Below are 12,127 nucleotides of genomic sequence, written 5' to 3' on the forward strand. Positions count from 1 at the left end.
ATTTGTAGCGTAAATATAGAATTGATACGAGTTATAGAAACTCTAATAATAGACACTTAAAAAACGATTACAATTGGCACAAAAACCTTCCATCGCTAAAGGCACACGAGATTTTTCTTCTGAAGAAGTCCTAAAACGCACCTATATAATGAATACCATAAAAAGTTGTTTTACAACCTATGGTTTTCAGCCTATTGAAACACCTTCGTTCGAAAATAGCGAAACCTTGATGGGGAAATATGGGGAAGAAGGTGATCGTTTAATTTTCAAAATACTGAATAGTGGTGATTATTTATCGAAAGTAGATGATGCGCTGTACACTGAAAGAAATAGTACTAAGCTAACGCCTAGGATTTCTGAAAAAGCACTTCGATACGATCTTACCGTTCCTTTTGCGCGCTATGTGGTGCAACACCAAAACGAACTTAGTTTTCCTTTTAAGCGTTATCAAATTCAGCCCGTTTGGAGAGCCGATCGCCCACAAAAAGGACGTTTTAGAGAGTTTTTTCAGTGTGATGCCGATGTAGTAGGTTCTAAGTCGTTATGGCAAGAAGTAGAGTTTGTGCAATTGTACGACGCTGTTTTTACAAAACTTCAACTGAATGGAGTTGCCATTAAAATGAACAATCGTAAGATTTTAAGCGGGATTGCTGAAGTGATTGGAGCAGAGGATAAGCTGATCGATTTTACAGTGGCACTCGATAAATTAGATAAAATAGGAGAAGAGGGTGTGAAAACCGAAATGCTTTCAAAAGGTATTTCTGAAAGTGCAATCTTGAAATTACAACCGTTATTTTCATTCTACGGAACGGCTTCAGAAAAGTTGGAGCAGTTAAAAGGATTGTTGAGTACTTCTGAAACAGGCTTACAAGGAGTTTCAGAATTAGAATTTATTACAACCACACTTGAAACGATAGGGTTGCAAACCGCTTCCTTAGAAATTGATGTGACATTGGCACGCGGACTTAATTACTACACGGGCGCAATTTTTGAAGTTGCAGCGCCTTCCGAAGTGAAAATGGGAAGTATTGGTGGCGGTGGTCGTTACGACGATTTAACAGGAATCTTTGGGTTGAAAGATGTGAGTGGTGTCGGAATTTCTTTTGGGTTAGACCGAATTTACTTAGTGTTAGAAGAATTGAGTCTTTTTCCAGATACGGTTTCTTCAACAACGAAGGTCCTCTTTATTAATTTTGGCGAAAAAGAAGCGTTGTATGCCATGCAGGCGATCACGAAATTACGTTTAGAAGGCGTTTCTTCAGAATTATATCCAGACATTGCTAAAAACCAGAAGCATTTAGGAAAACAAATTACGTACGCGAATAAACGGAATATTCCTTTTGCAGTGTTGGCAGGAGATGATGAAATGGAAGCAGGAACCTACACTTTAAAAAATATGGAGAGTGGCGAGCAAGAAACGCTTACTTATGAGGCGTTGCTTGAAAGATTGAAATAGATTTTTATTCAACGAGTTTTTCTTCAGTACGTTGATGTTCTAATTTATTGCAATTATGTTGTAAATGCATTTCGTTTATAGATTTTGGTGTCACCGAAACACTTCCTTGAATATTTTAGCGAAATGTTACTTCCGCAGATGTCATAAGTTAAAAAGTAGAGTATAATAAATAAAACAAACATGCCCTTTACAAATGAATGTAAAAGGCATGTTGTTTATTGTACTACTACTGTAATAGATACTTGTGATTAAACTATTCTACTGTTACACTAAAAGTTGCTGCAACATCCGTTTCTCCACCAGCATCTTCAAGACCTGTATTTGGTTTAGTAGGCAAATGACGTAAGGTGAATGTTAATGTCCCAGAACTTGCCGAAACTGCTGTTAGGGTAAATTCTGTTCCTAATGGGTTTCCGTCATCATCAAAATTACTGTAGGCTGTAGTTACATCAATACCACCGCCTGTAGTATAGAAAAATTGATGTTCCTCATCTTCTTCTTCTACTTCTTCAGTAATATTTTCTGCTGGGCTTACAGTTTCATTTAACAATACGATCGTTCCATTATAGGTTGTTCCTGTTATTAAATTTCCTGAAACGGTCACTTCTGGAGCATTTGGTCCATCGCCATCTAAATCACGAGTCTGCAATGTAATTGAAGATCCACCATTATTAGGTACTAGCGTTACAGTCATAGTTGTAATCACTTCTTCTTCGTTTACTTGCTCTGGAGTATCGTCGTCACTTGAACAAGCAGCAAATAAAATAGTTGTCAATAATAGGATACTTAAAAATTTTACTTTTTTCATTTTAATTTAGTTTTAATTATTAATAATTGATTTTGAGATTTAATAAAAAGTTTCTACCTAGATCATCTGCATAATAGCGAAGACGATTTAGGTAATTTCGATAGGAGGTATTCAGTACGTTTGTAATTCCAATACCTACTGTAACTATTGTTTTTTTACTAGCGTTCAAGTCGATACTTGAATTGAAATTAAGCAAGTGGTATGCGTCAGGTGGTGTGCTTACATCCACAAGTTCCGTTGTTTCTGTTTCTGGGAGAAATACTTCAAAATTGGTATCGGGATATTCATTTTGTCTGAAATAATATGCACTCTGCAATGAAAAACGAATATTGTTTAATTCTGAATTTTGATAGATTAGCTCGTTCTTGGTGTTTACAGGGGGCATGCTAATTAAGGGTTTGTCTGTTGTACGATCATACCCCTTTACCAAAGAAAACTGGTTTTTTAAGCTGAAATTTTCCGTAAAAGCATAAGAAGCATCTACATCAACCCCTATCAATTGAGCATTGGTTTGTCTGTATTCCCAGACCTGAAAATTACCTCTTACAGTTTGCTGAATTTCGGTGGGTTCAATAACTATAAAGTCTGAAATTGTATTGATATAAGGATTTACAGAAAAACTAAAAGTGTCAGTTTCTCTTTGGAATGTTAGCGATATTTTATGACCTACTTCTGAATTGAAACGTAAATCACCTAGTTCTATTCGAGAAGCTGAATGATGTAGCCCTTCACTAAAAAGTTCTGAAGGATTTGGCGCTCTTGATGCAATTGAGTAATTAAAAAATAATTTAGAATCCTTTCCGAAAGTGTAGGTAGCACCTACTGTTCCTGAGCCGTTATAGTAATTGAGTTGCGGATTGGTTAGAATCTGATTGTTAAATTCTTCCACAATTAATTCAGGAAAGAGTTGGTCATAATTGCGTGATTCCCAAAAGGAAGTTCTGTAAAATTTGAACGCGTCCAGATAGGTATAGTCAAATCGGCCACCAACTTCAAGAAGCAAGTGGTCTGTTAATTTGTAATCTGCAACTGCATATATGCCCAAATCGTATTTGTCGTAATCGGGAATCAGTCTGCGTACGCCTGTATTTGGATCTGCAAAGTTGGTTTGATACCTTCCTATAATACCTGTTTTTAGACGTAAAGCATCGGTTAAATGTGCATCTAGATCTAACAATAGTGTATGGGTGTCTAGTTGTAAATCAACTGAAGCCTTATCGCTGTCATCACCAGTTCTGATATCAAATTCCAAACGATTGTTACTTTGGAAATCGTATTGCAAGCTCAATTTTCCAAAACCATCAAACTTTTTGAAGCCTTTTACCCTTGCTAGATGATGGGTCACGTCTTGTTTGGGAGCCATAATAGTATATGTGAAATCATTGATGATTAATGGGGTGTTGCTATTTAAAGCTCTAATCTGATCCTCCGCTCCGCCCAAATGTGAAGCGCTTAAAATTCCCATTTCATTTTTAAAGATGGAATAATAAGCCTCTATGCCATAGTCGAAACGATTTAATCCCAACTGCAAAGAAGCATTACGTTCAAAAATACCTGTGTTGCTCAATACATAATCTGGAGCTTCAAAATCACCGAAACGTTTTAGTGTTCCCTGTGCTTTTGCATACCATCCGTTTTGATAACTTTTGGTCAATTGTGAGGTAAGAGAAGCGCCACGCCCATTACTTGCTGCTGTAAGTAATGTTTTTCCATAGAGACTATCTTTCATAGGGGCTTTTGAGGCTTCGGCAACAATAACACCACCGATAGCATCACCACCATATTGTAACGCACCAGCTCCTTTTATCAAGGTGAGATTCCCAACAGAATTGATGTCAATATTAGGTGCATGTTCAGCGCCCCATTCTTGGTCTTCCATGCGAACACCATTATTGATTATAACAACTCGACTGCTATGAAGACCATTCACCAGTGGTTTTATCACGGTGTTTCCTGTATTGAGCGAAGAAACACCGCTCAAACTATTTAGTGCATCACCAAGCGAACCGCTACTGAAACGTTCCAGTTCTTCTTTGGAAATCGTGTTTTCGAAAGTTGTTTTCGACTTGACGCCATAGGCTTTTCCTTCAACCGTAATTTGATTGAGTTCTTCCAAATGATGCTCCAATTTAAACGATTTAGTGGTGTTGCCAGAGATGGTAACTGTAAAACCTTTCGTTAAGCAATATAGGTGTGATACCTGTATAGAATAGTTGCCATCACATAGGTTGGTGATGGTAAATTTTCCGTCTAAATCTGTTAGTGCAGCTTGTTCGGTTCCGGCAACAATGAGCGTTGCTCCACTAAGCAATGAGCCATCGTGAAGGTCTGTTACGGTACCAGAAAGTGTGTTGTCACAATTTTGTGAAATAGATATAATACTGCTTAACAGCAATATTAATAGTGCATAGTTGCGCATATAAATTCTTAATTAACATAAAACGTATCAGTTTATTGATTAAGAAAAAATAGGGGGTGCGCGTAGCTGAGTATTGGCTGTTTTAAAGGAATGGAACTGTAATGATGCGAAGTTTACATCAAGCTTTACAGGAATTTCCGGTAGTTGTAATTCAGGATATTTCGCAATATCGTAGTTGAAAGATGCAATGTGAAAACTACATAGTTCACATTTAGTCGTAGACTCATGAATATGCGTTGTTTTTTCAGTACAAGCGACATGCTCGTGACCTTCAAAAAGATGAAAAAACTGAACAGTAGTAGGTAACATTAAAGCTGCAAAAAGCAATAATGCTACTAGGTTTTTACCAATCTGTTTTTTGTAATCCATCATTTTATTGTGATAGCTAAAACGCAAAAGTAAAGAATTATTATAGGATTCAGTAGTTAAATTGTGAGTAATAATTTTAAAATGGAATTAAGGACCTCAGTTTCAATCCTTACTTAAATAAATTAATTGTATTAATTGAAGTTCTCTTTTTGTGTGTTGGATTTATAAAAGTCTGATCTTAAGAAAAAAATAGAGAGTTTATTTATTCTTTCAGTCAATCCATACTAAATCTAATAACTCAGTAGCTAGTGCGCCTATCTAATGTGTACTTATTTAATTGGCATTATGGTGTAATATGTATCTTATAAAGATGCGTTAGTTTAAGGAATCAAACAGAAATAGATTTCATAAAAAAAACTCCCCTTTTACAAGGAGAGTTTTTAGTTGTAGCGAGGAGCAGACTTGAACTGCCGACCTCTGGGTTATGAATCCAGTGCTCTAACCAGCTGAGCTACCTCGCCATAAGTTCCAGGGTTCGTATGATTTGAACTTTCTGGGTTTAGTGTAGAAGATCTGGTTTTCATTCTACACCTCGAAAAATAGAAAACAATGTCTTGTATTTTTCAGCTGGCAAAGATAGTAACAAATTGGATTGATGCAAGAATTACTTTACTTTTTTCTTCGAAATTTACTTTGTAATAATTCTGGTAAAATATAATCTCTTTCTTTTTAAGTTTGTAATTAAATCTATATATTGGGCTCAACTAAAAATGACTATGGACGAAAAAGTAAAATACGAAATGGAGTTCCCTATACAGGTATCTCCAGCGCTTTTATACCAGTATATTTCAACACCATCAGGAATGTCTGAATGGTATGCTGATAATGTGAACTCTAGAGGAGAATTTTTTACATTTATTTGGTCTGAAAGTGAAGAGGAAGCAAAACTATTAAGTAAAAAAAGCCCAGAACGAATTAAGTTTCGATGGCTTGAAGATGAAGGAACCGACTTTTATTTCGAATTGCGTATTCAAGTGGACGAAATCACGAAAGATGTTTCTTTGATGATTACCGACTTTGCGGAAGAAGATGAAGTAGAAGAAGGTAAAATGCTTTGGGAGAATATGGTTTCCGAATTAAAACAAATTTTAGGATCTTCTTAACTAGATTCCAATCATAAGCCTTCACAGAAGGCTTAAAATATAATATCTTTGCACTGTCCCATTAACGGGACAGTTTTTTTATGGTAAATTTTAACGGTACACTAGCTCCTGAAAATGAAGTACAACTTGGCGTCCACAATCGCGGACTCGAATATGGCGATGCGGTATTTGAAACACTACGATATTCTGGAGGTAAGATTTTCTTTTGGGAAGACCATTACTTTCGCTTAATGGCTTCAATGCGAATTCTTCGAATGGAAATTCCGATGAACTTTACACTAGAGTTTTTAGAAGAAGAGGTAAAGAAAACAGTCGAAACACTTGATGCAGCCAATAATGCCATACGAGTTAAAATATTAGTTTGGCGAAAAGAAGGAGGGAAGTACACACCTAAAACAAACGATGTTCATTTTTTAATTTCATGTGAAGCATTACAAACCCCTTTTTATACCCTTAACGAGTCTTCTTACGAAGTCGAATTGTTTAAAGACCACTATATCACTTCTGGACTTTTAGCGACCTTAAAATCGAATAATAGAGTCATAAATGTGTTGGGAAGTATTTTTGCTGAAGAAAACGATTATAAAAACTGTTTTTTACTCAATGAGAAAAAGCAAGTAGTGGAAGCGTTAAACGGAAACATCTTTTTAGTAAAAGGCACTACCATTAAAACGCCACCACTTACCGATGGTTGCTTGAACGGAATTACAAGAAAACAAATACTAGCCATGGGAAAGCAATTGCCCGACTATACCTTTGAGGAAGCTTCCGTTTCCCCGTTTGAACTACAAAAAGCAGATGAAATTTTTGTGACAAATGTAATCACAGGAATCCAGCCCATTACAAAATATCGTAAAAAGGAATTTTCAAACACCGTTGCAAAAGAACTGCTGGCGAAATTAAATCTAAAAGCGAGACTAACTTAATTGAAAGAAGGATTCTCTGGAGCATTAGACCATATTACATAGTCTCCTCCAAACTCAATCATTTTCTCTTTCCAAAAATTAGTGTCGGTTTTTCCAATAATATCGTTTTTGTATTCATTCGGAATTACAACCCAGCTATTAACTTCTAGCTCTTGTTCTAACTGTTCGTTAGCCCAGCCTGAATAGCCAAGAAAAAAACGAATTTGGTCTTCTTTTAGTTTGTCTTCCTGGAGCAATCCTAAAATTGCCCTAAAATCGCCTCCCCAATAAATACCATTGGAAATTTCAATGCTATCGGGAATGATTTCCGGAATTCGGTGAATAAAATAGAGATTGTCTTGTTCTACAGGACCTCCGTTGTAGACTTTTAAGTTAGAACTAACTTCGGGGATAAAGTCTTTTAATTTGTATTCTAGCGGTTTGTTAAGTATGAATCCTACAGATCCATTTTCATTAAATTCCGCTAACAATACCACAGATCTGTTAAAAGAAACATCTCCAATAATGGATGGTTCTGCCACGAGAAGCACCCCTTTGGTTGGTTTTAGCGTTGTCATTTTTTTGGTTTAGTTATTTAAATCTAACCAAATAAATGTTAATATCCAATTTAATATTGGCAACGTCTAAAATTCGTACAAATAAAAAACCGTCTAAATATCAGAATTTAGACGGTTTTTGAACTAAAATTATTAATTACAACCTAGTTTACACTACTTTGTAATTCTGAACCTGCTTTAAATTTAACTACTTTTTTAGCAGCAATTTTAATTGTTTTTCCTGTTTGAGGGTTTCTTCCTTCTCTTGCAGCTCTTTTAGAAACTGACCAAGATCCGAAACCTACTAATGATACTCTGTTTCCTTTTTTAAGTGACCCTTGTACGTTACCTAAGAAAGACTCTAATGCTTTTTTCGCTGCTGCTTTAGTTACTCCAGCATCTGCTGCCATAGCTTCGATTAAATCTGATTTGTTCATAGTTTGTTTAAATTAAAATATTGATTAAAATTGATTTATTTGCTTTACAAATTTAAAAGGATTATCCATTCAAGCAAGTAATAGCGCAGCAAATCGGCGTTTTTGTTAATAACTTCGGGCGTTTGTTAATAAACCCTACTCTTTTTTGCTATTTTTTGTGATATCAATGATAGTAAGGCTTTACAATACTTTTGCTTCTTCATTAAAAGAATATCCATTTAAAAGTGCTGAAACCTCCATTTTTCTTTTTCCAGGGAGTTGCATTTCATGTATTAAAATATAGCCGTCTTTTACAGCCACTTTTAATTCTTTTTTGGTCGCTAGTAATGTCCCAATTTCATTGGAATGTTGCTCAATTTCAAACGTGGTATTGTAAATTTTTACTTTTACAGCTGCTTCGCCATTTTCTAAATGACACCACGCTACAGGATAAGGCGATAATCCTCTAACCAAAGCATCTATGGTTGCAGCCGATTTGTTCCAGTCTATTTTTGTATTGTCTGGTGTAAGTTTTGGCGCGTCTTTTAAAGTTTCCGTTGTTTCTTGAACTTTGGTCGTTACTGTGTCGGCTTCAATCATGGCCACAGTTTGTACTACTAAGTCGCTTCCTAACTTCATTAAAGTGTCGTGTAGCGTTCCAACGGTCTCTCTTTCGGATATGTGTGTTTTTGAAGTTGCGATAATGGCACCTGTGTCGATTTTTTCGTCAATAAAAAAGGTAGTCACTCCTGTTTCAGTTTCACCATTAATAATTGCCCAGTTAATAGGAGCTGCTCCTCTATATTGAGGTAAAATGGATGCGTGAAGGTTAAATGTACCGTATTCTGGTAATGCCCAAACTACCTTCGGAAGCATACGGAATGCCACAATAATCTGAAGATTTGCATTCAACGCCTTTAACTCGTTTAAAAAATCTTCATTCTTTAAATTGGTAGGTTGAAGCACAGGTAGGTTTTGAGAAACGGCATATTCTTTCACGGCAGAACCCATTAATTTACGTCCGCGACCTGCAGGTCTATCTGGCGCAGTAATTACGCCGACAATGTTTTTTTGCTCAGCGATTAATTTTTTTAAAATCCCAACCGCAAAATCGGGAGTTCCTAGGAAAACAATACGTAAATCTCTCACAGGGTATTTGAATTAAATATAATATTGATTTTTTGAATTTAGTTTAACGGCTTCAGCAGCGATTAAAAGGTGCAAAACAGTGGTTATTTTTGCTTCTGTAAAGGTAAGTTTTTCTGAAAGTTCTCGTGAACTTCGTGGTGCTTCTTTTAAAAGTACTTTAATTTTTTCTGAAATAGCAACGGCCTCTTTTTTGGTGACTTCGGAAGTTTCCGAAGCACAAACAGAACAGATTCCGCAGGGAACCGTATTTTCTTCTCCAAAATAATGCACCAACTGAAGGCTTCTGCATTCCGACGTATTTTCTATATACGCGAGTACAGAAGTAACTTGCGCTTTCTTTTTGTCATTCAAAACGTTGATCTCTTTCGCAACCACATTAATTGTTTTATCGTCTTCGCGTGGCACTAAAAATGTAAGGGAAGCGTCTGTGACGTGTAATGTGAGTTCTAACAAGAGGTCGCGTTCCATTTTCTTTAACACCGAAATGACATCGTTGATGTGTTGTCCCGATTTTTTGACCACAAGATCAAGATTAACGCCAGTAGGGGTTTCAAAAATGCCGCCGTAAAGCCGTAGAATGGTTTTACCTATTACAGAAGCTTGCACATCGGTGCTAAAATAGGAGAGTAGTCTTTCCGAAGAGACAATAAATCGAATACTAGATTTTCGGCCAAACTCTTTTGAAAGTTGAATAATCCCCAAACGATCTAAGGTGGTGAGCCCATTATACGTATGTATGCTATTTAGTTTATAGGTTTTGCAAAATTCTGAAAAACTGAAACTGTGTTGTGTAAATTCACCTTCACCGTACGGAATGTGGAAATAATTATGAAGGGTACGGTATAATTTCTTTACGTCTGAGGGAGTAGGCAGCGAATCTATAAATTGTCGTTGTAAAATAGTTTTGTCGTAATCGCTATACAATATAATCGCTGTTGCAGGATTTCCATCTCGTCCGGCGCGTCCAGCTTCTTGAAAATAACTTTCAATACTCTCTGGTAATTGAATATGAACCACAAACCGAACTGTAGGATGGTCTATTCCCATTCCGAATGCATTGGTGGCAACCATGGTAGAAACACGACCGTTGCGCCAATCGTCTAGGCGTTTGTTTTTGTCAACAACCGAAATCCCGCCGTGATAAAAAGTGCTTGAAATGCCTAAGGAGTTGAGTTGCTGACTAACTTCTGCGGCGCTCTTTCTACTTCGGACGTATACAATGGCCGATCCTGTATTTTTCTGAAGCAGTTGTTGTAAGCGGTATAATTTGTCGGTTTCTTTAAGAACTTGATACGAAATATTTTTTCGTGTAAACGAATCTTTTACAACATTAGGGAGTTCTAAAGTAAGTTGTTCAATAGTGTCTTGAAGTACGGTTGGAGTTGCCGTTGCCGTTACTGCAATTATGGGAACTAAAGGATGTAATTGTCGTAAAAGGACAATGTTTTTATAGGCAGGTCGAAAATCGTTTCCCCATTGCGAAATACAATGTGCTTCATCTACAGCAATGCAATTCACATGCATCTGCTTGATGACGTTTTGTACTATTTCTTGCTGTAGACGCTCGGGAGAGAGGTATAAAAACTTATAGTTTCCGTAGAGCGCATTGTCTAATAAAGTGCTTAATTCGTTAAATGAGATTCCGCCGCTAATGGCTAGGGCTTTTATTCCTTTTTGTTGTAGGTTTTTTACTTGGTCTGTCATTAAAGCGACCAAAGGAGAAACTACGATGCAAATTCCGTCCAGTGTTAATGCGGGAACTTGAAAGCAAATAGATTTTCCGCCGCCAGTGGGCAACAATGCTACAGTATCTTTCCCGTCTAATACTGAGGTGATAATTTCTTCTTGTTTTGATTTAAAAGAAGAGAAACCCCAATATTTTTCAAGAATTTGTAGCGGTGTTATCACAATAATTGCTTCAGTTGTTTATGAATGTAAGCAATGCGATCTTCAACGGTGCCAACGGGTACTTCAATCACATTGTATCCATAACTTTGATAGCCTTTCAGTAAAAAATGATATATTTTTTCGGCTTGTTCAAACGATTCGTAACGTTCGTTATCTTGTGTATAAATTTCTTCCCAAGGCGGAAGTAAAAAAATTATGTCATATTTATTTATAGAACAGGTTTCTGAAAAGTTTTCAGGATAATGGCTGTCGATAAAATCCATGTAGGCAGTTACATCGGGCATTCCGCGATCGTAAAAAATAAACGGAAGCTCATTGTATTTTGAAGCATCTAGAAATTGCTGAAGCCTTCCTTCTAGTAGCTTTTGGCTAAAAAGGATGGGATTGGTTAAGAATAACTGATCAATACCTTGTTTCTGAGCTTCATGAATTACAGCTCTCGAAACTTCATGCATGCAGGTATGACCTTCGCTTTCTAAATGGGAAATAAGGGTTGTTTTTCCAGAGCCGGGACCACCAGAAATAACAATTCTTTTTGTTTTCAATCGTTAGGTTTTAATGAAATACTAAGTAGGGCAAAGTTCGTAAATAAATATTGATACTGAAAGCGTACCTTTGTATTAAACAATATTGAATTAAAATAGTAGATTGTTTTATGAAAGATGACAAAAAAACAACAGAGTTTTACGATAGATTGCGAACCCAATTAGAAGGAGATACGGTTTGGCCTGCGCCTTATTTGTATAAATTTATTGTTCCTGCGAGTCTAGAGAAAATTGCAGAAATTGAAGTTATTTTTGACGGTACTGATGCAGTAATTAACACTAGAGATTCGTCAAAAGGAACCTATACAAGTGTATCTATTAAGGTAACGATGGATTCGCCAGACGATGTTATAAAAAAATATCTTGAAGTTTCTAACGTAGAGGGCGTTATTTCTCTATAAATTTAGTACTTTGCGTTCCAAATTCTTGCTCCTCTTTGTAGTTAAAGAGACACGAGAGCAACTAAATACCCCCTTATTTTAAATTACAAAT

General features: G+C 36.4%; 12 protein-coding genes and 1 tRNA gene. 4 read left to right on the forward strand and 9 right to left on the reverse strand.

Features of this window, described 5'->3' with window-relative positions; translation table 11 throughout:
- Window positions 1-73: 73 nt before the first annotated feature.
- Window positions 74-1,456, forward strand: a complete 1,383-nt coding sequence (hisS, locus tag BLQ00_RS07705; RefSeq protein WP_093142731.1) for a histidine--tRNA ligase — start codon at window positions 74-76, stop codon at window positions 1,454-1,456.
- 253 nt (window positions 1,457-1,709) lie between these two features.
- Here the strand turns inward: hisS and BLQ00_RS07710 are convergent, their stop codons facing one another.
- The 4 genes from BLQ00_RS07710 to BLQ00_RS07725 form a co-directional block, all read right to left on the reverse strand.
- The gene (locus tag BLQ00_RS07710) at window positions 1,710-2,264 is read right to left on the reverse strand and encodes a type 1 periplasmic binding fold superfamily protein (RefSeq protein WP_093142733.1); all 555 of its coding nucleotides are present in this window, start codon (window positions 2,262-2,264) and stop codon (window positions 1,710-1,712) included.
- 19 nt (window positions 2,265-2,283) lie between these two features.
- Window positions 2,284-4,683, reverse strand: coding sequence for a TonB-dependent receptor (locus BLQ00_RS07715; RefSeq protein ID WP_093142736.1), 2,400 nt, complete (start codon window positions 4,681-4,683; stop codon window positions 2,284-2,286).
- Window positions 4,684-4,722: 39 nt separating this feature from the next.
- Window positions 4,723-5,055, reverse strand: a complete 333-nt coding sequence (locus BLQ00_RS07720; RefSeq protein WP_139149372.1) for a hypothetical protein — start codon at window positions 5,053-5,055, stop codon at window positions 4,723-4,725.
- A gap of 384 nt (window positions 5,056-5,439) precedes the next feature.
- Window positions 5,440-5,513, reverse strand: a tRNA-Met gene (locus BLQ00_RS07725).
- A 255-nt stretch (window positions 5,514-5,768) separates the two neighbouring features.
- On the opposite strand from BLQ00_RS07725, the gene BLQ00_RS07730 reads away from it, so the two are divergent.
- Together BLQ00_RS07730 and BLQ00_RS07735 are read left to right on the forward strand one after the other, a co-directional pair.
- The gene (locus BLQ00_RS07730) at window positions 5,769-6,155 is read left to right on the forward strand and encodes an START-like domain-containing protein (RefSeq protein ID WP_093143924.1); all 387 of its coding nucleotides are present in this window, start codon (window positions 5,769-5,771) and stop codon (window positions 6,153-6,155) included.
- Between the two features lie 80 nt (window positions 6,156-6,235).
- Complete coding sequence (locus BLQ00_RS07735) at window positions 6,236-7,081, forward strand: aminotransferase class IV (RefSeq protein ID WP_093142741.1); 846 nt, start codon at window positions 6,236-6,238, stop codon at window positions 7,079-7,081.
- On the opposite strand, the gene BLQ00_RS07740 is transcribed toward BLQ00_RS07735, so the two are convergent.
- The 5 genes from BLQ00_RS07740 to BLQ00_RS07760 all read right to left on the reverse strand — a co-directional run bounded on the left by BLQ00_RS07740 (window position 7,078) and on the right by BLQ00_RS07760 (window position 11,635).
- The gene (locus BLQ00_RS07740) at window positions 7,078-7,638 is read right to left on the reverse strand and encodes a YqgE/AlgH family protein (protein WP_093142743.1); all 561 of its coding nucleotides are present in this window, start codon (window positions 7,636-7,638) and stop codon (window positions 7,078-7,080) included. The two genes, BLQ00_RS07735 and BLQ00_RS07740, sit on opposite strands and share 4 nt — an antisense overlap.
- A gap of 143 nt (window positions 7,639-7,781) precedes the next feature.
- Window positions 7,782-8,054: an HU family DNA-binding protein gene (locus BLQ00_RS07745; RefSeq protein ID WP_093142746.1), complete on the reverse strand. Its 273-nt coding sequence runs from the start codon at window positions 8,052-8,054 to the stop codon at window positions 7,782-7,784.
- A 180-nt stretch (window positions 8,055-8,234) separates the two neighbouring features.
- Entirely contained in the window at window positions 8,235-9,182 is a 948-nt protein-coding gene (gene fmt, locus BLQ00_RS07750; protein ID WP_093142749.1) for a methionyl-tRNA formyltransferase, read from the reverse strand.
- 12 nt (window positions 9,183-9,194) lie between these two features.
- Window positions 9,195-11,090, reverse strand: coding sequence for a RecQ family ATP-dependent DNA helicase (locus BLQ00_RS07755; RefSeq protein WP_093142751.1), 1,896 nt, complete (start codon window positions 11,088-11,090; stop codon window positions 9,195-9,197).
- A complete protein-coding gene (locus BLQ00_RS07760; RefSeq protein WP_093142754.1) occupies window positions 11,087-11,635 on the reverse strand; it encodes an AAA family ATPase in 549 nt (182 codons plus the stop codon). The genes BLQ00_RS07755 and BLQ00_RS07760 overlap by 4 nt, the downstream gene beginning before the upstream one ends.
- A 110-nt stretch (window positions 11,636-11,745) precedes the next feature.
- Between BLQ00_RS07760 and BLQ00_RS07765 the strand changes: the two genes are divergently transcribed.
- On the forward strand, window positions 11,746-12,036 hold the full coding sequence (locus tag BLQ00_RS07765; protein WP_093142756.1) for a DUF493 family protein: 291 nt from the start codon (window positions 11,746-11,748) through the stop codon (window positions 12,034-12,036).
- Window positions 12,037-12,127: the final 91 nt, after the last annotated feature.

This window comes from Ulvibacter litoralis (genome assembly GCF_900102055.1).
Lineage (GTDB): Bacteria > Bacteroidota > Bacteroidia > Flavobacteriales > Flavobacteriaceae > Ulvibacter > Ulvibacter litoralis.